Here is a 23783-nt window from a genome sequence, read left to right as displayed (position 1 = left end):
CAGACGGTGCTGCTATCCCTGGTATGGACCGGAGCCGCGGCCGGTATCGCCTTCCGCGTCTGGTGGATCAAGGCCCCACGCTGGCTCTACACCCTGTGCTACATCGCCCTGGGCTGGGCGGCGGTCTTCTACCTGCCCGACTTCGCCCGCACCGGCGGCACCACCACCGTCGCCCTCATCCTCGCCGGCGGCCTGCTCTACACCGCAGGTGCCCTCGTCTACGGACTCAAACGCCCCAACCCCTCACCGCGCTGCTTCGGCTTCCACGAGGTCTTCCACGCCCTCACCATCGCGGCCTTCACCACGCACTACACAGCCATCCTCCTGGCAGCCACCTAACGAGTGCCGCAGTCACTGAGCGCACGAGGGCCTTGAAGACCGGGCGACAGCTGTCGCCTCTACGTGCCGACCTTCCCGGCCCTCGCCCGCCGCCGCATCCGATGACGGTCGACGATCTGCTGTTCCGCATGGAGCCAGGGATGCTCCACTCCAGCTCCTTGCGATCGTCAGCTCGTGCCTGGGGCAGCCCAGCCGGAGCGGACCGCCTTCACTTGCCCTGGCTCTGGGACAACGCCAAGGCCGCATACGGCTGGTTGCTGAATCGGGCCCATGAGATGCCGTCGCACCTCATCGCACGGCTGATCGCGCAGGAGGTGGCAAGGATCGGTGGCCGGGAGGTGTCCGTGCTGCTTCAGGACAACGAGCAGCTGATACTCATGCCGCTGACCGGCCCGGGGCTGCTGACCGGGGCGCCGCAGCCGATCGGCGCATCCCCGGCCGGCGCCGCTTTCTTGGAGGCGCGGATCGTCGAAGTGGTGCAGGACGGCGGAACCCGGATGTTTCGACGAACGCGAGGTCGACCGGGAGCGCTGGGGGTACGAGGTCCCGCTCGCGCATCCGGATACGGAAGGCCCGAAGACCGGCACAGTCCTCGAAGGCGTGCTCCTCGTATGCTGCGGCGCGAGCCAGGAGGGTGGCTCTGTGGTCGCGGTCCAGGGTGGTGCTGGCCTCGCCCGTCGCTCCTTGGCCAGGGCGGTAGACGCGGTGGTGGCGGCGAGGTCACCCCAGTTGCGGAAGGCATCGAGCACTTCGCGCTGGGTGCCGCGCGCTGCTGGCTCGCCGAGGGAGGACTCGCCGGTAAACCAGGCGAGGGCGTCCCGGGAGGTAACCCGGTGGCCTGGTACCGGGAGCCGTGCACGGCACCCGGCGACCCGGGGGTGCCGCCCGGTGCGGTCATCGGGCTGGCCGTGTGCGGGAACCGCGCGGACGCCGCCCTGCTGCCCTCGGCGAAGGAACTGCCCGCCGACTGGCTACTGGAACGCACCCGATCCGAGCGCCCGCGGCATGTCCGCGTCGGCGCATTCCGGTTGCTCGACGCGTGCGGCGGCGTCGTGGCGCTACGGGCGGCGGTCGGTTTGTTCCAGGACCAAGACTTGAAGCTGCGCACCTGGGCCGCGCAATCAGCGCAGCGCTGGCATCCGTCACCGGACGCGGGGCGAGGCGACAAGGAGGTGGGTGAACTGCTCGACCGGGGCCGACACCCCTTCAGCGACCACGAGCTGCGCCGACGCAAGTGGGAAGCCGGGGTGGACAGCTGAGACTGCGCCGCGGTCCGGGACTCTGCTCAGAACTTGCCGTCCGGTGGCCTTGGCGGATTCGGCGGCCGCGTTCACTGGGAGCCCTGGGATCTCAGGGCTCTCGCGTGAGCGGCTGTGCGTGGCGTCAGCGTGCGAACTTTTCGATGGCCTCTGGGGTGACGGGGGTGAAGAAGTTGACGAGGTTGCCGTCGGGGTCACGGAACAGCAGTGAACGGTTACCCCAGGGCATGGTGGTGGGCTTGGTGACGAAGTCGGTGACGAAGCTGGTCAGGTTGTTGTAAGTGCTGTCCACGTCGTCGACGAGGAACTCGGTGATCACGCTGTGGTTGTCCGCCGGGCGGGCGGAGCCCGGGGCGAACAGTGGGACGGTGCGGGTGCTCCCGATCGCGAGGGTGGCGCCTGCGGTGTTGAGTTCGGCGAAGTCTTCGTTGGCCCACGTCGCCTGCGCCCCTGTGGCGCGCTCGTAGAACTCGACGAGGCGCGCTACGTCGCCGGTGATGATGCGGATCGAGATGAAGTCCATGGGATCTCCTTGGCTGTGCTGGAGGCGTACACGTCGCAGGTTAGAAGAAATACTGGACAGAATCGGTCCTGTATTCGCGTTAGGCTGTGAACATGCCTCGACCCACCGGCCGCGTGCTGACACTCCTGGAGCTGTTGCAGTCGGGCGGCACGCGGACTGTGGCCGAGCTCGCCGACCGTCTCGGCGTCGAAGGGCGCACGGTGCGGCGGTATGTGGACCAGCTGGTCGACCTGGACGTGCCCGTGGAGTCGGTGCGCGGTCGCTACGGCGGGTACCGGCTGGCTCCCGGGTACCGCTTGCCTCCGCTCATGCTCAGCGACGACGAAGCGCTGGCCGTGCTGCTCGGCCTGATCGCCGGCCGCCGGGCAGGGCTGACGACGACGGAGCGCACGGCAAACGAGACGGCGTCGGCGAAGATCCGGCGAGTGCTGCCCAAGCACATCGCCCGTCGTCTCGACCCACTCCTGGAATCTCTCGCCTTCACAGACCAGCCCGGCGAGTTCGACACCCCGGACGCCGGGGTCCTGCTTACCCTCGCCGATGCGGTGCGCCACCGGCGACCGGTCTCGATCCGCTACACCGACCGTGACGGACGGCCCAGCGAACGCACACTGCACGCATACGGGATCGTCGCCCATGCGGGCCGTTGGTACGTCACGGGCAAGGACGCCCGGATCGGCGAGGATCGAACCCTCCGGCTCGATCGCATCGCGGACGCGCGGACCCTGCCCGGCTCATTCGAAGCGCCAGTGGGTCCCGCTCCTGCACAGCGCGTGTTGTCAGGATTCGCCACGGCCGGGTACCGGCATGAGGTGACGTTGCGGATCCACGGGACGGTTGAGCAGATCCGCGCCCGCCTTCCCATCAGCGTCGCGAGCGTCGAGGAGCACGAGCCCGCGGCCGGCGAGGACCGAACGACCGAGCGCTGGCTGCGCGTCGAACTGCGGGCAGAGCGGCTCGACTGGTTGCCTCCAGTGCTCGCGGCACTCGACCGGCCGTTCGTCATCGACCGCCCCGATGAACTCCGCGAACTTGTCGTCGCGCTCGCCGATCGCCTCACGTCCTATGCTCGCCGAGTCTGACAGCGAGGAACCCATGTCATGGGATGGCACGCCTAGAGGCAGCCGGTGCTCAGAGCGGCTCCCAGCAGCGATCGACGCGACGGCTCAGCCGGCCAAGCGCACGACCGTGGCGACCAGGTATCTCCGGTAGGCGCCGGCCCGCCGCGGGCCCCGCTGCCGAGGGCCAACGAAACCGTCGCGGGCAGGGCTGCCCGTCGGCGGCCGGGCCGATCGGCTGGTGCCAAGTCACGGCACATCCTGTCCCGTTGCCCAGCCGGTGCCATCGTTCGCTCCGAGAACCGATAGCGAGAGTGCGACGAATCGCGGGAACGGTCTCGTGCCCTGTCTGCTGGCCCGAGACCGCGCCGGCCAGGGCACCGGTGGCGGCACTCGACGAGCTGCTCAGCTGTGCTACGCCGGCAACGTGACCACATGCGAGTCCAGCCGGGGTGCGGGCAGAAGGCTCTTCCAGAGCGGGTGGCCGGGCCATGCGGCCTCCTCGACGCTCCTGACGGTCAGGTCGGGAGGCAAAGGCGATGACCCGGGCCGTGGAGCGGTTGCTGTCGAGTCGGACGCCGAAGCCGTCTACCGCTCGCTCGCGGACCTTGCCCACCTCGACGACAGTGTCCTTTTGTCAGAGCGACTCGCGGAGAGCCGGCAGCAGCGTCTCCTGGGCCCATCGGAGGAACGGTTTCTGGTGGCCGCCGCCGACCTGGACCAGCGCTATCTCGTCGAAACCGGCGTCCGCATAGGGGCGCACCGCCGCGACGAAGTCGTTCACGTCCTTGCCGCAGGGAATGGACGCGGCGACGTCTTCCTGGCGGACGAACTGCGTGGCGCCGTCGAAGGCGTCCGTTCCAGGCAGGTCCGCGTTCACCCTCCGCGCGCGATCTTGGGAAGGTGACGGGTCAAGGGTTGGGGGTCGCGCGGCTCGACGTAGGGCTCTGCGTCGAGCGGTTGGCCGCCCTCGTGGGCCCGGGTGCGTTCGGCTTCCGCGCTGTACTCCAGGCCCAGGAGCAGGGCGATGTTGGAGATCCACAGCCAGATCAGGAAGACGATGATCCCGGCAAAGGTGCCGTAGGTCTTGTTGTAGCTGCTGAAGTTCGCGACGTAGACGGCGAAGAGGGCCGATGCGAGGACCCAGATGCCGACACTCAGCAGGCTGCCGCGGGTGATCCACGCGAAGCCGTGTCGGACGTTGGGGGCGGCCCAGTGCAGGACGGCGACGACCAGCGCGAACAGGATGATCATGACCGGCCATTTGGCGTAGTTCCAGACGGTCACGGCCGTGTCGCCGAGGCCCAGGATGCTGCCGGTCTTGCGCGCGAGGCTGCCGGTGAACACGATGCCGACCGAGATCGCGGCCATGGCGACGACGATGAAGACCGTGATCGAGAACCGGATGGGCAGTGTCTTCCACGCGGGGCGTCCTTCGCCGACGTCGTAGACGGCGTTGCCGGCCCGCATGAAGGCCGCCACGTATCCGGACGCCGACCGGAGGGCGACCGCGACTCCGATGATCAGGGGGATCACTGCCTTGTTGCCGCTGGCCTGCACCTGAGCGACGATGCTGGTCAGCGTGGAGCGGACGGCACCAGGTGCCACGCTGGTGATGTTGTCGGTAAGGGACTTGGCTGTCGACTTGCCCAGCAGGCGACGATCGAGACGAGAGCCAGCAGGGCCGGGAAGATCGCGAGAATCGCGTAGTAGGTGAGTGCCGCCGCCAGGTCGGGCAGGTTGTCGGCCTTGTACTCCCTGAACGTGCGTTTCAGGATCTCGCGTGACGATCCGCGGGGGAGATCCGACGGTTTCCCGGGTGCCTGCTCGGCCCGACTGGCTCCGTGAGCGGTGGCACCGCGCTCGGGTTCTCGTTCTGCCATCGTTGGTCTCCTCCGCTCATGAGGACGCAGGCCGTACGGCCCGTTCCGCGGATCCTTGCCAGTTCAGAACGCATTTTCGGCCGCCGCTCTGTATGCACCATATGCCGCAAATCGCTCAGCGTGTTCGAGGACTGCGCCGTTCGCTCAACCGCGCCCGGCCGCTACACGCCGTTCGACGAGCCAGGTTGAGGTGGTCACTGACAGTTACGGCGCGCAACCCCGCGCTCGGCTCCGTGGCGGGAATGGCTTCTCTGTGGCGGGGCAGGGGCCAAAGCGAGGGCCCGGATCCTGAGAGAAGGGAAACGGCCATGTCCACGGATGCCATCGTGCTGCTGAAGGAAGACCACAAGGCCGTACGCAAGCTCTTCCGCGACTTCGAGGCGGCCGGCGAGCGCGCCACGAAGACGAAGAGCAGGCTGGTCCGGCAGATCATCGAAGAGCTGACCGCACACACCTACATCGAGAACCAGGTCATGTACCCACGGGTGCGGGAACTGGTGCCCGAGGTGGACGGCGACGTCCTGGAGGGCTACGAGGAACACCACGTGGCGGACGTGCTCTGCGCCGAACTCGCGCTGATGAGTCCGCGGGACGAACGCTTCGACGCCAAGACCACGGTCCTGATCGAGTCGATGAACCATCACATGGGAGAGGAGGAAGGGGAGTGGTTCCCCAAAGTGCGCGCCGCCCTGGGACGCAAGGAACTACAGGAGATCGGCGAGGAGTTGCTGGAAGCCAAGCAGAAGGCGCCGCGCAATCCCGCCCATCCCCGCGCACTCAAGAAGGCGGCCGACGCGCTGTTCAGGTGAGCCGCTTCGCGGCAGCGGACACACGGGCGAAGGCGACCGGTGTTTCGGGCACATCCGCCGGTGCCGACGGGGCAGAGCTTCGCGAGGCGCTCGGCCGGTGACTCGGCCGGCTTGCGCGGCAGATGGGGCACTCCTGACGCCTATTGGTTGGCGAGCATGCCGCGGCGCAGACGGCTGAGTGTCCGGGAAAGCAGGCGGGAGATGTGCATCTGGGAGTAGCCGAGTTCGTCCCCGATCTCGGCCTGGGTCATGTCCTGGCCGAACCGCAGCTGCAGGATCAGGCGTTCCCGGTCGTCGAGCCCGGCCAGCAAAGGCGCGAGGGCTTGGAAGTCCTCCACCAGATCCAGGGTTGGGTCCGGGGCGCCGATGGTGTCGGCGTAGGAGCGGCCGGTGCCTTCGCCGTCGCTGCCCTCGGTGCCTGTGGGCAGGTCGATCGAACCGGCGGTGTAGCCGTTCGCGGCCACCAGGCCGTCGATGACCTCGTCCTCGGTGAGCTCCAGGTGTGCGGCGAGTTCGGCGACGGTGGGCGGGGCGTCCAGCACCGCCGTCAGACGTTCCTTCGCCTTGGCCAGTTGCACGCGCAACTCCTGCAGGCGGCGCGGCACATGTACCGCCCACGTGGTGTCACGGAAATGGCGTTTCATCTCTCCGACGATGTAGGGAATCGCGAAGGTGGTGAACTCCACCTCCCGGCTCAGGTCGAACCGGTCGATCGCCTTGATCAACCCGACAGCGCCGACCTGGAGTATGTCCTCCTGCTCCTCGGTGCCCCGTCCCTGGAACCGCCGCGCCGAGAATCGCACCAGCGACATGTTCATCTCGATCAGCGTGCCGCGCACGTACGAGTACTCCGCGGTGCCCTCGTCCAGGGACCGCAACCGATCGAGGAACAGCTTCGACAGCTGTCGGGCATCCCTCGCGGTGACCTTCCTCGCGTCTTCGACGACCGGAAGTCCGCCCACGGGTGGAACGATGTGGCCAGGCTGCGCCGGCGTCGTGGTGGTTCCTGTCCCGTGCGTCGGTACCGTCATGCGATCGCCCAACGTTCGCCGAGTGTGTCAACGTCGCCTACCCGACACGAGTCGTGGCACGCATCATCGAAGTCCCGTGCGTCAGTTCGCCGTTGGGGCTTCACCACTCGGTATCAGCCAGCAGAGGCCCGAGGGGGCCCAGGTCGAGGCCGAGGTCCGACCTGCTCAGACCATGGTGCTCGCACAGTTCGGTCATGGTGCGGTCGAGCATCATCAGGGCCGTGCCCAGCGCCTCCTCCTGGTCCTCGGTGAGGCCGCCCTCATCGATGCGCCGGATCGCCTGGCGCTCCATCAGCTGGCGAAGGAGCTCGACCAGGGTCAGCACGAGGGAGACCAGGTCACGAGCTGCGTGATCGGGATCGACGTTCACACGGGGCGCGTTCACAGCGGACCCCCGTCACTCCAGGGGGCCGGCACGCGTTCACTGACCGACGCGAGGAGGGCGTGCAGGGACAGACGGATCAACGGGACCTCGGCGATCGCGATCACCAGGTCGCCACTGATCACGACGCCCGTTCCCAGGACGCGGTCGAGGAGGTCGACGAGAGGAACGCCGATGGGCGCGCCGGCCTCCGGACCGGACCAGGCCACGACGCCGGAGCCGGCGGCGCTCACGTCCGGCTGCCGGCGCGCTCGGGGCTGTCGTCCGGTGCCTCTACTGGCTCGGTGAACGAGTAAGGCACCCAGGGACCGGAGACCTCGACCTCCACGTCTGCCGACGCCGCGTCGGCGCCCGCACGTTGCAGGACCGTGGCCAGGTCCAGCGCGCGCCCGCGGTCGACCAGGTAGGCGGCGTTCATCAGCTGAAGACGGTCCTTCCCGGTGATCTGCGGGCTGTGCGGGCGTCGTTGCACGGACTCGACGGCGAGGGCACTCGCCGCGCGGTGGACCCGTGCTGCCGCGGCGACCGCCTGCTCGTGCCGGGCCACGCGCTCGCGCTCGCGTCCACGGACGCGCGTGAGGTAGGCGCGCCCGGCCCCCGCCTGCCCACCCGGGGCGTCCTGGGGAGCCGACGGCGCACTCGCCGTCCCGGTCTGCCGTAGCGACACCTTGACCGCCCATTCCTCGCGTCCCCGCACGCGTGTCAGCGCCGCGTGGAAATGGGGCAGCCGGGCGCAGAGCGCGGCCCGTGCGCGGGCCTCGCCGTTGAACAACGTGGCCAGGGGCAGTGGCACCACGGGGCCGTGCTCCGCGGCGGCCGTCACCGTTCGATGATGGGTCCGAGCACAGCTCTCCAACTCGCCTGGGTCCGCCAGCCGTTGCTTCAGAACTTCCTCGCTGAATCGGCTCGACGGGACGTCCTGAACGACAGCCGACAGCAGGTCGTCGAGCCTGAGCAGCGTGACCGGACCGCCCTCGGGATGACCTGCGCCTGAGGGCAGTTCGGCGAAGGCGCCCGCGTGGCACACCGCGAAGACCCACAGTGCGGAGGCGACGTCGGAGCACGGCTGATCGGCGGACCTGCCCGGGGTCGTCCGGGGCAGCCCCGGCATCACGACCCCTCCCCGGTCTCGCCGCCGTCATCGTCCCCGGCGCCCTCTTCCAGCGCCGCGACGCGTTCCCGGAGCTCCCGGTTCTCCTGGGCGAGCGCGCTCTCGGCGGCACGCGACGAGAGCGCGGGGTCCGTCTCCCACCAGTCGATCCCTGCGCGTTTGGCCGTCTCCACCGACGAGACGAACAACCGGAGCCGAATGGTGAGCAGTTCGATGTCGAGGAGGTCGATCTTGATGTCTCCCGCGATGACGATGCCCTTGTCGAGCACGCGTTCGAGGATGTCGGCAAGGTTCGTGGTGGACGGGCCGGGAGTGTAGGCGGCCGACCCGGCAGGGGTGAAGTCCAGTTGCGTCATGGACCGCACCCACCCTTATACGTCGTCGCGCTCATTCTCGTCCTCGTCTTCGTCCTCGACCTCTTCGTCTTCGTCCCAGTCGTCCTCCTCCTGGGCGTCCTCGCCGTCCTCGTCCTCGTCCTCGTCCTCTTCCTCGTACTCGTCGTCTTCGCGCTCGTCGTCCTCGAGCCCCTCTTCATGGGTGCGGACGACCTCGCCGTCACGGATCTCGCCGCGCCAGCCCTCGACCTCCTCCTCGACGCCGAGCGTGACGTAGCGGCCGAAGTGCTTGAGGTCCAGGCGCAGTCGCCGGCCCTGCGCCCGCCACAGGTTTCCCGTCTTCTCGAAGAAGCCGGCGGGGAAGTACTCGACGACGACGAGGATCCGCGTCAGGTTCGGACCGAGTTCGTGGAAGCTGACCGCGCCGTGGGTGCTTCCCTTGGCGCCCTCGGACGTCCAGACGATGCGTTCGTCCGGCACCTGCTCCTGAATGGTGGCCTTCCAACTGCGGCTGGACGGGCCCACCTTGACGTTCCAGTCCGACTCCGTCTCGTCGTTCTGCGACACGCTGCGGACGCCCTTGGTGAAGCTGCTGAACTCCTCGAACTGGGTCCAGTGGTCGTACGCGGTGCGCACGGGGACGCCGACATCGAGGAACTCCACGATGTTCGTCGCCTTGATGGTGCTGCCCTTGCCCTTGCCGCCGCCCCCGCCTCCGGAGAACGTGTCCTTCACCTTGCCCACGACGCTGTCCTTGGTGTCCTTGACCTTCTGCGACATCAGCGCCTTGACCGGGTTCTCGCCGCGCAGCACGCGCGAACCCGCCTCGGCCAGGCCCCCTTCGCCCTCCGCCATGTCGTGGAGGCGGTCGGTGAGGTCCGTGATCACGTCGCCGGCCTTGTCGATCCAGCCTTGGGTCGCGCCGCTGAGGTACCGGTTGAGTTCCTGGCGAAGGTCATCCAGCCCGCTGGGGCCTTCGGCGTCCTCGTCCGCGGGCTTCTTCTTCGTCTGCTGTGCCATGGCCGGTCACCGCCCCTGTCGTGAGCCGCGGGCGCGGCTGCCCGAGGCGGTCTTCTTCGATGTGGCCTTCTTCGCCGCGGTCTTGCGCGCCGGGGCCTTGTCGGCTGACTTCTTCCGTGCCGGGGCGGTCTTCTTCGACGCCGCCTTCTTGGCGGGAGCCGCCTTCTTCGATGCCGCCTTCTTCGCCGCGGTCTTCTTGGCGGCCCGCGGTGGCCTCCTGCGTCTGCCGGTGCCGCGGTCCCGCTCTTCGCCGGAGGGACGCCGTCGCCGCGGCTTCTCCTCTTCCTCCTCGTCGGACGCTTCCTCGTCCTCCGGTGCCTCCTCCTCGCCCTCCTCGCCCTCCTCGGGCTCGTCGCCCTCTTCGGGCTCGTCCTCGGGCCATTCCTCGTCGACGGCACCGTTCCCTCGTGCGCGCAGCTTGTCGGCGAGGGAGGTGAAGTAGCGTTCGCTGGAGGAGGAGGCCGCGGACCGGGCCGCGGTCAGAAGCTCGCCGCGGATCTGCTCGCGCAGCGGCTCCAGCTTGGGATTCTCACGGAGCTGCCGGAGGCCCTCGTTGGCCAGTTGCTGCGGCGCGAGGCCGAACCGGCGCCCGGCCAGATAGGTGGCGATGGCGAAGGCCAGTTTCGCCTTCTGCGTACGCCCGAGGACGTATCCTCCGGCGATCGCCGCGGCCACAGCCGTCCTGCACGGTGTGTCCATCAGGGTGTCCCTCCGGGGTGGCGAGCGCGGGTGCGGCTCACTTGGTGGTCGAGCAGGTCCAGCAGCCGTTCCTCCGCCCGCTCGAAGTGTTCGGAGTCGATCTCGCCCTCATCGAAGGCCTTGTTGAGTGCGCCGAGCTGGGCTCGGATCACCGCCGGGTCGTACGCCTCCCGTTCGGCGGCGTCCAGGATCACGCCGGAGACCCAGCTCACGCCGTGAACGGGCGCCAAGGGCAGGAGCAGCAGCCCCTTGAGAAGGCCCATGTCACACCGGCTCCGGTACGACTGCGACTGCGAAGCTGTAGCAGGGGAGTGGGCCGGTGAGCTGCAGGACGGCGTGTGCCATGTGGCGGTTGGCCAGCCTGCCGGTCTCCGCGCGGAACTGCTCCACGGCGTCGGCCCGGATGAGGAACGACATGTTGAGCACGCACCCGGTCACCTCGGGCCCTTTGCGGACGTCGTCGGCCAGCGGGGTCAGTACGGCTGACACCTGGGCTGCGGCCTGCGCGGCGCGCCGTCCGATGGCCGTCGCGATGGCCTCCCCGAGGCGGAGGTTGATCTCGTATCCGGGTCGGCGCCGCGCCTGATGACGCAGCTGCTGCACCCGGGGATCCTGCTGCACGATCTCGGCGAGGTCGCCCTCCGCGGCGCTCACCTTGACGTTCATCTCCACACGGTCCGCCACGCGGTCCAGGGCCGCCTCGTACTCCTTGCCGCCCTCTTCCAGTCGGGCGCGGACCGCGTCCTCGTCGGCGACCACCACGCCGAAGCGCATCGGGAGCACCGGCCCCTGGTCGGCGAACGCCATGAGCACGTTCTGATGCGCCTGCAGGTCCCTGCGGTACGCGCGCAGATGGTCCGGGGCGGCGCTCACCACCGCGGTCACGCGGTTCGCCACGACGCGCCGAAGCGCGGCCGGTGGTTTGCCGACACCCCGCAGGCCGGCCGGGATACGCGGCGAAGCACCGGCCACGCCGTAGATGTACACGCCCACAGCTCAGTCCTCCTCGGTGCGTCGTCCTGAACGTGCCCTGCTGCTTCCGGCGCGTGAGCCGGAGCGGCGATGGGACGACCGCTTGCCGTCGTCCTCGTCGTCGCCGTCCACGCCGAGGACCTCCTTGGCCTTCTTGCCGACCGAACGCGCCGCCTTCTTCGCGCCCGCCTTGCCAGCGCTCTTGGCCGCACCGGAACTCGCGCCCCCGAAGAGCTCGGGAACCGTCCGGCTGCTGGCGTCGTGCTCCAGGTCGAGGCGGTTGCACGCCTCGGCGAACCGCAGATAGGTGTCGACGCTGGCCACGACTATTCGCGCGTCGATCTTGAGGATCTCGATGCCGACCAGGGAGACCCTCACGAACGCGTCGATGACGATGCCGCGATCGAGGATCAGGTCCAGGACGTCGTACAGGGTCCCCGCCCGGGGAGCGCAGACAACTTCGTCGGTGATGACGGTCACGGCGGCACGTTCCTTGGGTTGGCGTCAGAGGGGGAAGGTCAGTCGTCAGCTTCGGACCGGCGGTAGCGACGCGTCCGGTGATAGCTCCGCACCGTCCCGTCGGGACCCAGCTCCACCTCGTACGTGGCCATGAGACTGGTGGTGTCCGGGATGCGGGGAACCTCCACCACGTCGACTCCCACACGCCAGCCGTCGTCATCCGTCCGGGCCACGGACGAGGCGCCGTCCACCGGGTGACGGATCAGCCCGGCGAGGCTGTCGGCAGCGGACTCGGCAGCGTCGGCCGCGCTCGACACGCGGTGCGAGCGGGACGCTGGCCGGCGGTTCGCAGGCCGGCTACGGGCGGGACGCTGTTCTGCCATGCCTCAGAGTCTCCGGACTCTCCGACGACGCCGCACGCCGTGCTGACCCATCGGTGTGGGCCGTCATTGCCGGGTCGGGAAGGGCTGACGCGCACCCTGCGCCGGCCGGTGAGCGGGGCGGATCGGCGGCCGTCATCGGTTGATCCCGGAAGCAGGGTGACGCCGATCGTGCCAGGGGCTTCTGGCCCTGTCGGCATGGACGGCGAGCCCAGGGGCATGCGGGCTGCTACGGAAGTCCGTCAGCGGGGCCATGCGGGCGGCTCGCCGCTCGGCGACGCATAGGAGTGGAGCGGGCTGGCGTGTCCGCTCCGGCAGCGGCATCCGCCGCGGTGCTGCCGGTATACCGGTTCCCTGACCCGGCGGAGGGGGTGGCGAGGATGGCAGGCGTCATGGCGACGGTGCGGTGTCTGCTGGTCTGGTGGGCCCTGTTGTTCGTGCTCTTTCTCGTGTTCATCTCCACCGTCACCGAGGCGGAGTTGGGCCTCGGGGCCGCCGGGGCTCTGCTGGGTGCCGTCGGCGCGGACGCGGTGCGCCGGGCCGAGCACCCAGGACTGGGCGGCCTGCGCGCGCTGGCCCCCGCAGCGGCGTCCTTTCCTGCGGCGCTGCTCCAGGAGACGGGCCGGCTGGCGGTGGCGGTGATCCGGCGACTGCGCGGAGGGCAGAACGCGGGAGGGACGGTGCGGCTGAGTGTGGATCCCGGCGTAAGCCCGGCTGCCGCAGCGGCGCTTCTGTCGGCCAGCCCCGGCGCCTGCGTGATCGACATCAGACCGGCCGAAGGACCGCAGAAGGGTGCGGAGTTGACGATGCACCTGCTCGACTTCCCGGTGTCGCCGGTGGAGCGGGCCCTGCCTGGACGGCGGTTGACGTGAACGTCTGGCTGGTCGCCGCGTGCGTTCTGCTGGCCGCGGGCATGGGTCCGTGCCTGTGGCGCGCGTGCACCGGTGACCCGGCGCAGCGGCTCATGGGAATCACCCTGGGCGGCACGGTTGCCGTCGGCGTCTGCCTGCTGGTCGCGCGCGGCGTCCAGCGGACCTCGTACGTCGACGTGGCGCTGGTGCTCGCGGTGCTCTCCCCGGCCGGAACGCTGGTGTTCTGCCGGTGTCTCGCAGGCGGAGGCCGTCCCGAGGCCCGCAAAGCCCGCACCCGGAGGAGTTGACATGGAGGCACGGCACGCGGTCGTCCTCGTCCTGCTGTTCTGCGGGCTGGCGGCGTTCCTGATCTCGGCCGTCGCGCTGCTGGTACTGCCAGGGCCGTACCAGCGTCTGCACGCCTTGACGCCGGCGACCTCCTTGGGGCTGCCGCTGATGGCCGCCGCCTTGGCCGTGGACACCGGGCCGGGCCGGGCGGCGGTCAAGTTCCTGGTGATCGGCGCCTTGGTGGCGGTGACCGGCCCGGCCGTCGGCATCGCGATCGGCCGGACGGTCACGGAGACGTCGGCCGTGGACGCCACGGCTTCGGGCACCGGCAGCGAGCCGCCGGCATGACGGGGATCTCCGCGGGGGTCGACGCCCTGGTCGTGATCGCGCTGGTGCTGGTCACCGCCGCGGCCACCGCCGCCGTCCTCACGCGCGACCCCGTACGCCAGGCAGCCGTCCTGGCGGGCCTGGGGCTGTGTCTGACCGTGCTGTTCGTCGTGGTCCAGGCGCCCGACGTCGCCCTGTCCCAACTGGCCGTCGGCACCGCGCTGACCCCGCTGCTGATCCTGGTGGCGGTGCGGAAGGTCCGCAGGGCCGGCCGTCGCGACGATGCCGGGCGCGGTGACCGTCCCCGCAAGGGCGGGTGAACGGTGACCCGCCGAGTGCGCACCGCGTTCTTCCTGGCCGCCGCGGCGGTCTTCGCCGTCGCGTTCGTCTGGGCGTCCACCGGCCTTCCCGCGTTCGGCACCGCTCACCATCCCTATGGCAGCAGGGCTGTCGACGCCTCGGTCCGGCGGCACACCGCCAACGTGGTGTCCTCCATCAACTTCGACCAGCGGGCTCTGGACACCCTGGGGGAGGAGTCGATCCTGTTCGGCGCCGTGCTGGGCGCGGTTGTGCTGCTGCGCCAGGCCCGTGACGAGGACCGCGAGGACCCCGTGCCCGGGCGGGTCCTGCCCACCACACTGCTGCTCGGCGCGGGACTGCTGCCCGTGACGCTGCTCGTCGGCGTCTACGTCGTCGGACACGGCCAGCTCAGCCCCGGCGGCGGATTCCAGGGCGGAGTGGTGCTGGCCACCGGTCTGCACCTCGCCTATCTCGCCGCCGACTACCGGGTGCTGCGCCGCGTGCGGCCGCTGGCGGCTCTCGGCGCGGTCGACGCCGCCGCCGCGGGCGCCTTCACCGCACTCGGCCTGGCCGGCCTCGTCGCGGGTGCGGCGTACCTGCAGAACGTCCTGCCGCTGGGCACCTTCAACCAGCTCGCCTCGGGCGGACTGGTGCCTCTGGTGAACGCCGCCGTCGGCGTGGAGGTCGCCTCCGGCGTCGTGGTGCTCCTCGCCCAGTTCCTCGACCAGGCCGTGGAGATCGAGTCCCCGCAGGAGGACCGCCTCCCACCGGACGGCTCACAGGCGCCAGACGACCGTCACCCGCCGGAGGCGCCGTGAATCTGCTCCCCTTCCTCGCCGCCGGCTGGATCTTCCTCGTCGGCGTGTACGGCATGGTCACCAGCAGGAACCTCGTCCACGCCGTCGGCTGCCTCGCCGTGGCGCAGTCCTCCACCTACGTGCTGCTGCTCGGCGTCGGGTTCCGCAGGGCCGCCACCGCGCCGGTGTTCTCCGACGTCCCGGTGGGCACACCGGTCGTCGACCCCGTGGTCCAGGCCCTCGTCCTCACGGACGTCGTCGTCGGCGCGACGGTGACGGCGCTGCTGCTCAGCCTCGTCATCCAGGTCCGCAAACGCTACGGGACACTCGATCCCGAAGAGCTGACCGGGCTCAGGGGGTGAGCCGGCGGCCGTGATCCGCACCGTCGATCTGCTGCCGCTGACCGTGGCCGCGCCGCTCATCGGCGCGGCCGTGCTGGTCGTCGCGGGACGGCTGCTGCCGCGGGCCGTCACCGACGCGGTGGCCTGTGCCTTCGGCGTCCTCACGTGTGTGACGGCCACGGCGGCCTGGGCGCGGGCCGGGCACGGCAGGGTGGTGTCCTGGGCCGGCGGCTGGCACATCGCGCAAGGCCACAGCGTCGGCATCGTGCTCGTCGGCGACCGCCTGGGAATCGGTCTGGCCCTCCTCGCGGCGCTGCTCGTGCTCGCGGCCCTGGCCTACTCCTGGCGCTACTTCGACGAGCCTCCGGCCCGCCATCCGGGAGCCTTTCCGGCGCTCCTGCTGCTGTTCGACGCCGGCATGTGCGGATTCGCCCTCACCGGCGACCTGTTCAACGCCTTCGTCTTCTTCGAGCTGATGGGCGTCGTGGCCTACGCGCTCACCGGGTACAGGATCGAGGACCCCCGACCCCTGCACGGCGCGCTGACCTTCGGGATCGTCAACTCCCTCGCCGCTTATGCCTCGCTCCTGGGCATCGGACTGATCTACGCGCGCACCGGGGAGCTGGGCATGGCGCAGATCGGTGCCGAGCTTGCCCGGCACCGGCCCGACGCGCTCCTGGTCACCGCGTTCGTCCTGATCGTCACGAGCCTGCTCGTCAAGGCGGCGATCGTGCCGTTCCACTTCTGGTTGCCCGACGCGCACGCCGTGGCACCGACTCCCGTGTGCATGCTGCTATCCGGAGTGATGGTGGAGTTGGGCGTGTACGGCACGGCCCGCGTCTACACCACGATCTTCGCCGGCGCCCACGGCATCCCGCCGGGGGCGTTCCGGCACACCATGATCGCCGCGGGAGCGGTGACCGCGCTGCTCGGGGCCGTGGTGTGCTGGCAGCAGCGCCACATCAAGCGGCTCCTGGCGTTCTCCACCATCGGGCACACCGGTCTGTTCCTGCTCGGGCTCGGTCTTCTCAGCCCGGAAGGGGCCGCCGGCACCGCCCTGTACGTGGCGGGGCACGCCGGGGCCAAGGCGGCGCTGTTCGGTTTGGCCGGCGTGCTGCTCGACCGATACGGGTCGGTGGACGAGCACACCCTGTACGGCCGGGGCCGTGAACTGCGCGGCGCGGGAGTGCTGTTTCTGGTCGGAGGACTGGCTCTGGCCGGACTGCCGCCCTTCGGGATCGCGTTGGGCAAGGCGGTCGCCGAGCACGCGGCGGCCGAGCAGTCCCCGTGGCTGCCGGCCCTGTACGTCCTGGTGTCCGCGGTCACCGGCGGCGCGGTACTGCGAGTCGGCCTGCGGGTCTTCTTCGGGACGGGTCCCGCGCCCAGGCGCAGCCACGCCGACGTCGAGACCAGCGGTGAAGGTGAGGAGCCCGAACTGCGCGACCCCCAAAGGTCCGTTCCCCGCACCATGACCGCCGTTCCCGCCCTGCTGCTGGCCGGCTGCCTGTGCGTCGGGGCCGTGCCGGCGGTGGGCGCCGCCCTCGCCGCGGGGGCCGCGGCCTTCATCGACCACGCCGGGTACCTGGCGAACGTTCTGGCTCTGCCCGCGCCGCCCCCACCCGCCGTTCCCGACACCGGGTGGACCACGACGGGCGTACTGCTCGGCCTGCTGTCCACCGGGCTGGCCCTGGCGCTGGCCGCGACGGCCGTCCTGGCACCGGGCTCGCGACGGGCTCCCGTACGCCGGGCACGTACACTCGCGGAGCGCCTGGAGCGGCGGGCCGTGATGCCCGTGCGCCGCCTGCACTCCGGCTTGCTCGGCGACTACATCATGTGGCTGACGGCCGGGGTCGCGGTGCTTCTGGTGGCGATCGGCGCACAGATGTAGCTCCGCAGCGCGGTCGCTGACCACCTTGGGTCCGGTGGCCATCAGGGACGATACTGAGGGTCCAGGCCCGCGGGCTGGAGACCTCCGGCCACTGCGCGCCCCACGTGCACGGCCGCGTGTCCGGCAGGGCGCGAGCTCCCGCCGGACAGCCACACAGAGTGACGCATCGCAGCTCACCGTGCCTGGCCTGTGTTTCCGGATCGCCGGGCTGGGAAGTCGCCACCTATGGATCACTCGAAGGCGTCGAATCGCGTCGCGCCGGTCGCCCATGCCGACTGATCGACGGCATCGGCGCACCGGCCGCACGGTGCGCGGACAGGCGATCGCGCTGCCGCGCCACCGCCCCGGGAGGCCCGCATGACCGCCGCTGCCCTGCAGCCCAGCCCCTTTGCCGGCCTGTGGACGCTCCCCGGCGTGTATGCCCCGCAGGCCGACACGATCCTGCTCGCGCGGGCACTTCGGGCGGAAGGCGTGCGAACGGGCACGGACGTCCTGGACCTGGGCACGGGCAGCGGCGCCCTCGCCGTGCTCGCCGCCTCGATGGGCGCCCAGGTCTCCGCCACGGACATCTCCTGGCGGGCGGTGGTCACGGCGAAGGTCAACGCCGCACGCGCGGGGCAGCGCGTGCGGGTCCGGCACGGCGACCTGTCGCTGCCCTGGCCCGGCCGGAGCTTCGACGTCGTGGTCAGCAACCCGCCGTACGTGCCCGCCCCGGCGAAACGGCCCCCGCTGTCGGGCCCGGCCCGGGCCTGGGACGCAGGACACGACGGCCGGCACGTGGTGGACAGGATCTGCTCGCGGGCTCCCTCCCTCCTGAGCCCGAACGGTGTGCTGTTGCTCGTCCACTCCCAGCTGTGCGACAGCGAGACCACGTTGGAGCGGCTGACGGACGCGGGCCTGGCCTGCTCGGTCACCGACCGCGCCCGGGTGCCCCTCGGCCCGGTCCTCAGCCGGCGCCTGCCGTGGCTGCGGGACCAGGGCCTGATGGGCCCCGACGAGGACAAGGAAGAGCTGGTGATCATCCGTGCCGAACGCACCTGACCCGCGTATACCGCGGCGCGTGACCGTCGACCGCGACGGCCCGGTGCTGATCGAGGGGCCCGTGGAGGTCGTCGCCGAGGACGGCACCGCGGTCGTCTCCGACCGGTTCGTCGTCGCGATATGCACATGCCGCCGCAGCCGGACCTATCCGTGGTGCGACACCAGTCACCGCGCCCACCAGAAGGCAGCGCCCGACGCCGTGCACCACGCACCGGGGAAGCAGCAAGACGCATCGGGAGAGCGGCAAGGCGAAGGCGAACAGGGCCGCCCGCGATCGAGAGGCCACCGATGAACGTCGCCGCTCACCATCCCGTGCGGCCTCCGCAGCTGCCCGCCCCCCGCGGTGCGCTGTCCGCAGGTCTGGCGAACGCCCTGACCGACGCGCGGTGCGCCGCACCGGAGCCCGCCGCAGCGGCCGAGGCCGACGCGTACGGGGAAGATCTCCAACTCGCCCTCTACCTGCTGTACGAGCTGCACTACCGCGGTTTCGCCGACGTCGCGGAGGACCGGGAGTGGGACCCCGGGTTGATGCCGCTGCGGCAAGCTCTGGAAGAGCGTTTCCTGTCCGCGTTGCGTGCCGACGTGCCCCGCCGGACCGCCGACGAGGCGTTCGGCGATCTGCTGGTGGAGTCCACCGACCACAGCCGCAGCGTGGCGTATCACCTCGAACACCATGGTGAGCCCTGGCAGTTGCGCGAGTACGCGGTGCTGCGCTCGCTGTACCACCTCAAGGAGGCCGACCCGCACGCGTGGGTCATACCCCGGCTGCGGGGCCGGGCGAAGGCCGGGATGGTGGCCGTCGAGTACGACGAGTTCGGCGCCGGTAGGGCGGAGAACATCCACGCCCAGCTCTTCGCCGACCTCATGGCCGACCTCGAACTCCGCACGGACTACGGCCACTACCTCGCGGTGGCACCGGCCGCCGTGCTGGCAACGGTCAACGTCATGACGCTCTTCGGCCTGCGTCGGGAGCTGCGAGGGGCGCTGGTAGGGCATTTCGCGTCGGTGGAGGTCACCTCGTCGCCCGCGTCGCGCCGCCTCGCGGCGGCGATGCGGCGTACGCAGGCGGGACCTGCCGCGGAGCACTTCTACGCCGAACACGTCGAAGCGGACGCCGTGCACGAGCAGGTCGTGCGCCGTGAGGTGGTCGGCGGCCTGCTCGCCGACGAACCGGATCTCGACGCGGACGTGGCCTTCGGGGCGGACGTCACCGCCTTCCTCGACAACCGGGTGGCCGACCATCTGCTGGCCGCCTGGCGGGAGGGCAGCTCCGCCCTGGCGACCGGCCGTCTGTCGGTCCGGTCCGGTCCGGTCCGCGGATGAGCGGGCTAGGTGTATTGACCCGCAGGGTTGTTGACTCGAGTGATGGGTGGTTGGCCGCCGAGTGCGGTGTGGGCGCGGTGGTGGTTGTAGGTGTGGAGGAAGTCTGCCAGGGCGGCGGTTCGCTCGGTGGTGCTGGTGTAGGGCCGTAGGTAGGCCCATTCCTCGAGCAGGGTGCGGTTGAAGCGTTCGACCTTGCCGTTGGTCTGTGGCCGGTAGGGACGAATGTGCTGGTGGGCGATGCCGGCCGCGGTCAGGGCGCGGGTGAAGAGCTTGGATTTGTAGCAGGAGCCGTTGTCGGTCAGGACGCGTTCGACGGTGATGCCGAGGGCGGTGAAGAAGGCGTGGGCTCTGGTCCAGAAGGCAATCGCGGTGTGCTGGCGTTCGTCGGGGAGGATCTCGCTGTAGGCCAGGCGGGAGTGGTCGTCGACGGCGGAGTGGACGAAGCTGTAGCCGATCACCGGCTTGCTGCTTTTGCGTAGGTTGGTGGTGGCCTGCCGGTTGCGGGCACCGGCGCTTCTGCCGACAGTGCGCCAGCCGCCGCCGTCGGGGATGTTGCCGAGTTTCTTGATGTCGACGTGGACCAGTTCGCCCGGCCGCTCGCGTTCGTAGCGCCGTATCGGCTCGCCGGTGGGCCGGTCCAGCCAGGCGAGCCGGTTCAGGCCGTGACGGGCCAGGATCCGGTGCACGGTCGAGGCAGGCAGGCCCAGGATCGGGCCGATCCGAGCGGCGGCCTGTCCTACGTCGCGGGCCCTGACGGGTCGGTTTATCGGACGCGGACGGCATCACAGGACGAACCAGAGCTCGACAAGGTAGCCGACGACCTGCGGCATTTCCTGGAACTGCTGGAGGCATCCCTGACGCGGTTCATTGCCGACGGCGAGCCTGGAACTCTTTAGGTCAGCCCGCAGGGCGTTTGGCCTTCCCGCCTCGACGAGGGTGCACCGGGCGGTGGCGGCTGAGAACACGCTGCTCACTCACCCCGTGTGTCGGCCGGCGCCTGCGGTGCATCCAGTCGCCAAAGACGACAGCGCACGGCGGGGCTCCGGCCCTGCTTCCTCGATGGCGCCGGCGCGACACCTCGACGCTCTCGCGGTCGCCTGCCGCTGTCGCCTTCGAGGAGGGGGTGGCCCGGTGATGCCGGAGCCGAACGACGAGAACCGTTGCCGCCGCGAGCAGACCCGCGCCGAAGGCACCCACCAGCCCCGCGGTGTGCAACACCCTTTCCGCCGCAGCGCCGAGGAAGTAACCCGCGAGGACGTTTCCCACACCCCACACGAGTGAGGCAGCGGCGCTGAAGGCCAGAAACCGGCGGTAGCGCATGTCGGCCGCACCCGCTGCGAAAGGAAGGAAGGAACGCACGACTCCGACGAAGCGGCCGGTGAAGACGGCCACCCCGCCGTGGCGCAGCAGGAAGTCCCGGGCGTGGTCGATGCCACTGACGGGACGGAGGCGGCGGCGCAACCGGTCTGCGCTGCGCCGGTGTTTGTACCAGTGGCCCAGGGCGAAGCCGGCGCTGTCGCCTATGACTCCTCCGCCGACGACGGCGGCGGCCAGAGCGACCGGATCGAGTTCTCCCTGGCCGGCCAAGGCTCCGGCGAGCAAGATGAGGGTCTCGCCGGGGAGCACAACTCCTGTGAAGGCGCTGGTCTCCCCGACGGTGAGGGCGAACACGATGACGTAGGACCAGGGGCCGGCGGTCTCGACGAACGCGTTGAGGTTCATCGGGGGTGGTTCGCTGTCATGCGCTCGGTTCCTGGATCAGCCGCCCGGTGAAGGGCTTTTCCGGCGACGACGTCGTACAGCAGGCGCCGGACGCGGGTGACACAGAGTGCCGGGGAGTTCATCGTGGGTCACGGACAGTCGGAGGGACCGGACCGGGCCCGGCTGCCCCGCCGCTCGCGGGGGGCCAGCCGCCGACGTACACCTCTTGTTCTGCGCGGACGAGGTGCATCACGGCGTTGATCAGGGCCAGATGCGTGAGTGCCTGGGGGAAGTTGCCGAGGTGCCGGCCTGTCCCGGGGTCGAGCTCCTCCGCGTACAGGCCGAGCGGGCTGGATGCTGCGAGCAAGCGTTCGCACAGTGCTTGGGCGCGCCCGGTCTCGCCTATTTCGACCAGGGCGGAGACGAGCCAGAACGAGCAGGCGAGGAAGCTTCCCTCGGCTCCGTTCAAACCGTCGTCGGTGGTCTCGGTGCGGTACCGCAGGACGAGACCGTCCTCGGTGAGCTCGTCCGCGATGGCCAGGACCGTGCTGCGCAAACGGGGGTCGTCGCACGGCAGGAAACGGAAGAGGGGGAGGAGCAGCAGGGAGGCGTCCAACCCGTCGGCGCCGTAGTACTGGGTGAGGCGGCCTCGCTCGTCAACGGCGTTGGCGAGGACGTCGGCGTGGATCTCCGCGGCGGCCGCGTGCCAGCGCGCGGCGCGGTCGGTGTCCCCGCGTAGCGCGGCGAGCCGTGAGCCGCGGTCGGCGGCAACCCAGCACATGACCTTCGAGTGGGTGAAGTGACGCGGTTCGCCCCGCACTTCCCAGATGCCGCGATCGGGTTTGCGCCAGCGATCGAGAGCGGCCTCGACGGCGACCAGGACGAGACGCCAGGAGCGTTCGGACAGCGCGTCCCTGTTGCGGGTGTGTTGATAGACGCAATCAACCACCGCGCCATAGATGTCGTGCTGATCCTGGTCGTGGGCGGCGTTGCCTATGCGCACGGGCCGGGAGCCGTCGTAGCCGGAAAGATGACTCAGCAGCGACTCGGTCACTTCCCGGGCGCCGTCGACGCCGTAGAGCACCTGAAGTTCGCCCGGTGTGCCCTCGTGGCCGGGGGCCTCGAGGGTGTCGGCGAGGAAAGCGAGGAAGTCGTCGGCCTCAGAATCCAGACCCAGGCTGTGCAGGGCCCAGAGTGTGAAGGACGCGTCGCGGATCCAGGTGTAGCGGTAGTCCCAATTGCGCTCGCCGCCCGGCTGCTCGGGCAGAGAAGTGGTCGAGGCGGCCAGGAGAGCACCCGTGGGTGTGTAGGTGAGGGCTTTGAGTGTGAGGGCGCTGCGTTGCAGTGGTTCCCGCCAGGTGTGGTCCGGGAAGGCGGCCGCATCCAGCCATTCGCGCCAGAAGCGCTCGGTGTGTGCCAGCATCTCGCGCGCTTCAAGGAGGTCGGCCGGCAGCGGGCGAGTGCCCCAGCCCAGGGCGGCGAAGCACGATTCCCCGGCCTGCAGGCGGTGTCGGGCGTGCACGGCCCGGCCCTCATGCCCGAGCCGTAGGTCCCCGCTCATCCGCAGCCGAACGGGGTCCGAGATGGTGGTCGCGGCCTCCTCGTAGCCTGCTGCGGTGTACTCCCAGGTCGCGCCGGTCCGGCCGTAGTCAAAACTCGGTTCGCAAGCAAGAGCGGTCTCCACGCTGCCGTACACGCAGGTGGCGATCCTGATCAGGACGTGTTCGGCGTCGAAGTCGCCCGGTGTGCGGCGATGGACGATCGAGCGTTCCTGCCTGCGGTGCCAGGGGCCGACAGCGAGGAAATCGGTGACGACCAGCCAGCCTGTGCGCGTCTGCCAGGTGGTCTCCAGGACTTTGGTCCCGGGAAGATAGCGGCGACTGGCGGGGACCTGTGCATCGGCGGGACCCAGCCGGAAAGATCCAGCGGATCGGTCGAGTAGCGTGCCGAACACACTGGGATCGTGCGGGCGAGGAAGGCACAGCCACTCCACCGCTCCGCCCGGTGCCACGAGGCAGGTGTTCTCGCAGTCCGACAGAATCGCGTAATCGGCGATGGCGGGAAAGGAATGCGGGGCGGCGGCCGGACCGAAGGAGCCGTCGGCTGTCGGCATAGTCCCTGTCGACGGACGGTCCGCGGAGGCGACTCGTGGCAAGGGTATGACGGCGTAGCCCTTGTCCGAAGATGCTTCCCTCGATGCAGCGTCGGGAGACTGCATGCCGATCTCCTGTTCAGCCGGTGGCGTCGGCACGATGGGGCTGGCTGGAGTCCCTCGAGCCGGTTCAATTCATCGGGAAGAAACTGGAGGGTGTCCTCCGAATATTCCGGATGTGATCGGAGTCATGGCCGAGGGCTTCCCGGAGGTGCGACACGTGGTCCGGTTCGCCGCGGGGACCTTCTTCGGCCGGGGCGAAGGAGTCGAACCCCGCAAGTCCGCGGGACGGCGTGCCGCCCCTGCGGCGTCCGGCGCCCGCGGGTGCGGTCCGGGGCCCAGGAAGGGTCAGGCGCTGGGCGAGATACCACCCCATCCCCGCCAGGCCGATGCCTGCGGCGGCGCCGAGCAGGAGCCTGGTGGTCATCAGGAGCGTGGCAGACGCCTCCAGGCACAGTGCGGCGCCCAGAGCGAGCCGCCGTGCAATGGTGGCGCGGGCGCGAGATCCACGGCG

The 23783-nt window shown here is 70.1% G+C and carries 30 protein-coding genes and 2 pseudogenes; 14 read left to right on the top strand and 18 right to left on the bottom strand.

Annotated elements, in window-relative coordinates; genetic code table 11:
* Together BMW99_RS34730 and BMW99_RS34725 are read left to right on the top strand one after the other, a co-directional pair.
* The coding region (locus BMW99_RS34730; protein WP_245791755.1) for a hemolysin III family protein at nt 1–339 on the top strand (339 nt) is incomplete at its 5' end.
* A gap of 833 nt (nt 340–1172) precedes the next feature.
* On the top strand, nt 1173–1598 hold the full coding sequence (locus BMW99_RS34725) for a hypothetical protein (protein WP_069462862.1): 426 nt from the start codon (nt 1173–1175) through the stop codon (nt 1596–1598).
* A 124-nt stretch (nt 1599–1722) separates the two neighbouring features.
* Here the strand turns inward: BMW99_RS34725 and BMW99_RS34720 are convergent, their stop codons facing one another.
* Nucleotides 1723–2121, bottom strand: a complete 399-nt coding sequence (locus BMW99_RS34720; RefSeq protein WP_069462863.1) for a VOC family protein — start codon at nt 2119–2121, stop codon at nt 1723–1725.
* A gap of 92 nt (nt 2122–2213) precedes the next feature.
* On the opposite strand from BMW99_RS34720, the gene BMW99_RS34715 reads away from it, so the two are divergent.
* The gene (locus tag BMW99_RS34715; RefSeq protein WP_069462893.1) at nt 2214–3203 is read left to right on the top strand and encodes a helix-turn-helix transcriptional regulator; all 990 of its coding nucleotides are present in this window, start codon (nt 2214–2216) and stop codon (nt 3201–3203) included.
* A 613-nt stretch (nt 3204–3816) separates the two neighbouring features.
* Here the strand turns inward: BMW99_RS34715 and BMW99_RS34710 are convergent.
* From BMW99_RS34710 to BMW99_RS42420, 3 genes and pseudogenes are all read right to left on the bottom strand, one after another.
* Nucleotides 3817–4059: pseudogene (locus BMW99_RS34710) on the bottom strand (LLM class F420-dependent oxidoreductase); the annotation flags it as partial.
* Nucleotides 4056–4787: a YihY/virulence factor BrkB family protein gene (locus tag BMW99_RS34705; RefSeq protein WP_245791754.1), complete on the bottom strand. Its 732-nt coding sequence runs from the start codon at nt 4785–4787 to the stop codon at nt 4056–4058. The gene BMW99_RS34705 and the pseudogene BMW99_RS34710, both read right to left, overlap by 4 nt.
* Nucleotides 4757–5062 (bottom strand): YhjD/YihY/BrkB family envelope integrity protein, encoded by a 306-nt coding sequence (locus BMW99_RS42420; RefSeq protein ID WP_245791753.1) that lies wholly within the window; start codon nt 5060–5062, stop codon nt 4757–4759. The genes BMW99_RS34705 and BMW99_RS42420 overlap by 31 nt, the downstream gene beginning before the upstream one ends.
* 308 nt (nt 5063–5370) lie before the next feature.
* Here BMW99_RS42420 and BMW99_RS34700 point away from each other — a divergent pair, with 308 nt between their 5' ends.
* Complete coding sequence (locus BMW99_RS34700) at nt 5371–5871, top strand: hemerythrin domain-containing protein (protein ID WP_069462865.1); 501 nt, start codon at nt 5371–5373, stop codon at nt 5869–5871.
* 140 nt (nt 5872–6011) lie between these two features.
* Here the strand turns inward: BMW99_RS34700 and BMW99_RS34695 are convergent, their stop codons facing one another.
* The 11 genes from BMW99_RS34695 to BMW99_RS34645 all read right to left on the bottom strand — a co-directional run bounded on the left by BMW99_RS34695 (nt 6012) and on the right by BMW99_RS34645 (nt 12263).
* Nucleotides 6012–6902 carry a SigB/SigF/SigG family RNA polymerase sigma factor gene (locus BMW99_RS34695; protein ID WP_075018186.1) on the bottom strand — a complete coding sequence of 297 codons (891 nt, stop codon included), beginning with the start codon at nt 6900–6902 and terminating at the stop codon, nt 6012–6014.
* Between the two features lie 100 nt (nt 6903–7002).
* Nucleotides 7003–7287, bottom strand: coding sequence for a gas vesicle protein K (locus BMW99_RS34690; RefSeq protein ID WP_069462866.1), 285 nt, complete (start codon nt 7285–7287; stop codon nt 7003–7005).
* Nucleotides 7284–7493, bottom strand: a complete 210-nt coding sequence (locus BMW99_RS34685; RefSeq protein WP_456049154.1) for a gas vesicle protein — start codon at nt 7491–7493, stop codon at nt 7284–7286. The genes BMW99_RS34690 and BMW99_RS34685 overlap by 4 nt, the downstream gene beginning before the upstream one ends.
* Before the next feature lie 20 nt (nt 7494–7513).
* A complete protein-coding gene (locus BMW99_RS34680; RefSeq protein ID WP_141726065.1) occupies nt 7514–8395 on the bottom strand; it encodes a GvpL/GvpF family gas vesicle protein in 882 nt (293 codons plus the stop codon).
* On the bottom strand, nt 8395–8751 hold the full coding sequence (locus tag BMW99_RS34675) for a gas vesicle protein (RefSeq protein WP_069462868.1): 357 nt from the start codon (nt 8749–8751) through the stop codon (nt 8395–8397). The genes BMW99_RS34680 and BMW99_RS34675 overlap by 1 nt, the downstream gene beginning before the upstream one ends.
* A 15-nt stretch (nt 8752–8766) precedes the next feature.
* Nucleotides 8767–9750, bottom strand: coding sequence for an SRPBCC family protein (locus BMW99_RS34670; RefSeq protein ID WP_075018185.1), 984 nt, complete (start codon nt 9748–9750; stop codon nt 8767–8769).
* A gap of 6 nt (nt 9751–9756) precedes the next feature.
* Nucleotides 9757–10449 (bottom strand): histone protein, encoded by a 693-nt coding sequence (locus BMW99_RS41620; protein WP_176735444.1) that lies wholly within the window; start codon nt 10447–10449, stop codon nt 9757–9759.
* Nucleotides 10449–10712 (bottom strand): gas vesicle protein GvpG, encoded by a 264-nt coding sequence (locus BMW99_RS34660; RefSeq protein WP_069462870.1) that lies wholly within the window; start codon nt 10710–10712, stop codon nt 10449–10451. Before BMW99_RS34660 ends, BMW99_RS41620 begins: the two co-directional genes overlap by 1 nt.
* A gap of 1 nt (nt 10713) precedes the next feature.
* Nucleotides 10714–11442: a GvpL/GvpF family gas vesicle protein gene (locus BMW99_RS34655; protein ID WP_069462871.1), complete on the bottom strand. Its 729-nt coding sequence runs from the start codon at nt 11440–11442 to the stop codon at nt 10714–10716.
* 3 nt (nt 11443–11445) lie between these two features.
* The gene (gvpJ, locus tag BMW99_RS34650) at nt 11446–11901 is read right to left on the bottom strand and encodes a gas vesicle protein GvpJ (RefSeq protein WP_069462872.1); all 456 of its coding nucleotides are present in this window, start codon (nt 11899–11901) and stop codon (nt 11446–11448) included.
* A gap of 38 nt (nt 11902–11939) precedes the next feature.
* The gene (locus BMW99_RS34645; protein ID WP_069462873.1) at nt 11940–12263 is read right to left on the bottom strand and encodes a gas vesicle protein GvpO; all 324 of its coding nucleotides are present in this window, start codon (nt 12261–12263) and stop codon (nt 11940–11942) included.
* A gap of 389 nt (nt 12264–12652) precedes the next feature.
* Here BMW99_RS34645 and BMW99_RS34640 point away from each other — a divergent pair, with 389 nt between their 5' ends.
* From BMW99_RS34640 to BMW99_RS34595, 10 genes are all read left to right on the top strand, one after another.
* The gene (locus BMW99_RS34640; RefSeq protein ID WP_177226138.1) at nt 12653–13132 is read left to right on the top strand and encodes a hypothetical protein; all 480 of its coding nucleotides are present in this window, start codon (nt 12653–12655) and stop codon (nt 13130–13132) included.
* Nucleotides 13129–13419: a monovalent cation/H+ antiporter complex subunit F gene (locus BMW99_RS34635; RefSeq protein WP_069462875.1), complete on the top strand. Its 291-nt coding sequence runs from the start codon at nt 13129–13131 to the stop codon at nt 13417–13419. Before BMW99_RS34640 ends, BMW99_RS34635 begins: the two co-directional genes overlap by 4 nt.
* A 1-nt stretch (nt 13420) precedes the next feature.
* Nucleotides 13421–13747, top strand: a complete 327-nt coding sequence (locus BMW99_RS34630) for a cation:proton antiporter (RefSeq protein ID WP_069462876.1) — start codon at nt 13421–13423, stop codon at nt 13745–13747.
* Nucleotides 13744–14046, top strand: a complete 303-nt coding sequence (locus BMW99_RS34625) for a Na(+)/H(+) antiporter subunit B (RefSeq protein WP_069462877.1) — start codon at nt 13744–13746, stop codon at nt 14044–14046. Before BMW99_RS34630 ends, BMW99_RS34625 begins: the two co-directional genes overlap by 4 nt.
* Before the next feature lie 3 nt (nt 14047–14049).
* Nucleotides 14050–14844, top strand: coding sequence for an MnhB domain-containing protein (locus BMW99_RS34620; protein ID WP_069462878.1), 795 nt, complete (start codon nt 14050–14052; stop codon nt 14842–14844).
* Entirely contained in the window at nt 14841–15185 is a 345-nt protein-coding gene (locus tag BMW99_RS34615; RefSeq protein ID WP_069462879.1) for a sodium:proton antiporter, read from the top strand. Before BMW99_RS34620 ends, BMW99_RS34615 begins: the two co-directional genes overlap by 4 nt.
* A gap of 13 nt (nt 15186–15198) precedes the next feature.
* Nucleotides 15199–17052 (top strand): complex I subunit 5 family protein, encoded by a 1854-nt coding sequence (locus tag BMW99_RS34610; RefSeq protein WP_069462896.1) that lies wholly within the window; start codon nt 15199–15201, stop codon nt 17050–17052.
* Between the two features lie 357 nt (nt 17053–17409).
* The gene (locus tag BMW99_RS34605; RefSeq protein ID WP_069462880.1) at nt 17410–18093 is read left to right on the top strand and encodes a HemK2/MTQ2 family protein methyltransferase; all 684 of its coding nucleotides are present in this window, start codon (nt 17410–17412) and stop codon (nt 18091–18093) included.
* Nucleotides 18094–18112: 19 nt separating this feature from the next.
* Nucleotides 18113–18385, top strand: coding sequence for a CDGSH iron-sulfur domain-containing protein (locus tag BMW99_RS34600; protein WP_069462881.1), 273 nt, complete (start codon nt 18113–18115; stop codon nt 18383–18385).
* On the top strand, nt 18382–19416 hold the full coding sequence (locus BMW99_RS34595) for an iron-containing redox enzyme family protein (RefSeq protein ID WP_069462882.1): 1035 nt from the start codon (nt 18382–18384) through the stop codon (nt 19414–19416). The genes BMW99_RS34600 and BMW99_RS34595 overlap by 4 nt, the downstream gene beginning before the upstream one ends.
* 5 nt (nt 19417–19421) lie before the next feature.
* Here BMW99_RS34595 and BMW99_RS34590 read toward each other — a convergent pair.
* From BMW99_RS34590 to BMW99_RS34575, 3 genes and pseudogenes are all read right to left on the bottom strand, one after another.
* Nucleotides 19422–20141 (bottom strand): annotated as a pseudogene (locus BMW99_RS34590) (IS481 family transposase); the annotation flags it as partial.
* Nucleotides 20142–20313: 172 nt separating this feature from the next.
* Nucleotides 20314–21138 (bottom strand): DedA family protein, encoded by an 825-nt coding sequence (locus BMW99_RS34580; protein WP_069462884.1) that lies wholly within the window; start codon nt 21136–21138, stop codon nt 20314–20316.
* A gap of 118 nt (nt 21139–21256) precedes the next feature.
* Complete coding sequence (locus BMW99_RS34575) at nt 21257–23230, bottom strand: glycoside hydrolase family 15 protein (protein WP_069462885.1); 1974 nt, start codon at nt 23228–23230, stop codon at nt 21257–21259.
* Nucleotides 23231–23783: the final 553 nt, after the last annotated feature.

The sequence above is a fragment of the Actinacidiphila rubida genome (assembly GCF_900110255.1).
GTDB lineage: Bacteria > Actinomycetota > Actinomycetes > Streptomycetales > Streptomycetaceae > Actinacidiphila > Actinacidiphila rubida.
The sequence above is the reverse complement of the archived record's forward strand: the minus strand, read 5'-3'. Positions and strand labels throughout refer to the sequence as shown.

Bases quoted from the DNA above. Each gene is read 5' to 3' on its own strand.
- BMW99_RS34720 (WP_069462863.1), bottom strand. From the start codon at position 2,121: ATGGACTTCATCTCGATCCGCATCATCACCGGCGACGTAGCGCGCCTC.
- BMW99_RS34715 (WP_069462893.1), top strand. From the start codon at position 2,214: ATGCCTCGACCCACCGGCCGCGTGCTGACACTCCTGGAGCTGTTGCAG.
- BMW99_RS42420 (WP_245791753.1), bottom strand. From the start codon at position 5,062: ATGGCAGAACGAGAACCCGAGCGCGGTGCCACCGCTCACGGAGCCAGT.
- BMW99_RS34700 (WP_069462865.1), top strand. From the start codon at position 5,371: ATGTCCACGGATGCCATCGTGCTGCTGAAGGAAGACCACAAGGCCGTA.
- BMW99_RS34695 (WP_075018186.1), bottom strand. From the start codon at position 6,902: ATGACGGTACCGACGCACGGGACAGGAACCACCACGACGCCGGCGCAG.
- BMW99_RS34680 (WP_141726065.1), bottom strand. From the start codon at position 8,395: ATGCCGGGGCTGCCCCGGACGACCCCGGGCAGGTCCGCCGATCAGCCG.
- BMW99_RS34675 (WP_069462868.1), bottom strand. From the start codon at position 8,751: ATGACGCAACTGGACTTCACCCCTGCCGGGTCGGCCGCCTACACTCCC.
- BMW99_RS34670 (WP_075018185.1), bottom strand. From the start codon at position 9,750: ATGGCACAGCAGACGAAGAAGAAGCCCGCGGACGAGGACGCCGAAGGC.
- BMW99_RS41620 (WP_176735444.1), bottom strand. From the start codon at position 10,449: ATGGACACACCGTGCAGGACGGCTGTGGCCGCGGCGATCGCCGGAGGA.
- BMW99_RS34660 (WP_069462870.1), bottom strand. From the start codon at position 10,712: ATGGGCCTTCTCAAGGGGCTGCTGCTCCTGCCCTTGGCGCCCGTTCAC.
- BMW99_RS34645 (WP_069462873.1), bottom strand. From the start codon at position 12,263: ATGGCAGAACAGCGTCCCGCCCGTAGCCGGCCTGCGAACCGCCGGCCA.
- BMW99_RS34640 (WP_177226138.1), top strand. From the start codon at position 12,653: ATGGCGACGGTGCGGTGTCTGCTGGTCTGGTGGGCCCTGTTGTTCGTG.
- BMW99_RS34630 (WP_069462876.1), top strand. From the start codon at position 13,421: ATGGAGGCACGGCACGCGGTCGTCCTCGTCCTGCTGTTCTGCGGGCTG.
- BMW99_RS34625 (WP_069462877.1), top strand. From the start codon at position 13,744: ATGACGGGGATCTCCGCGGGGGTCGACGCCCTGGTCGTGATCGCGCTG.
- BMW99_RS34605 (WP_069462880.1), top strand. From the start codon at position 17,410: ATGACCGCCGCTGCCCTGCAGCCCAGCCCCTTTGCCGGCCTGTGGACG.
- BMW99_RS34595 (WP_069462882.1), top strand. From the start codon at position 18,382: ATGAACGTCGCCGCTCACCATCCCGTGCGGCCTCCGCAGCTGCCCGCC.
- BMW99_RS34580 (WP_069462884.1), bottom strand. From the start codon at position 21,138: ATGAACCTCAACGCGTTCGTCGAGACCGCCGGCCCCTGGTCCTACGTC.
- BMW99_RS34575 (WP_069462885.1), bottom strand. From the start codon at position 23,230: ATGCCGACAGCCGACGGCTCCTTCGGTCCGGCCGCCGCCCCGCATTCC.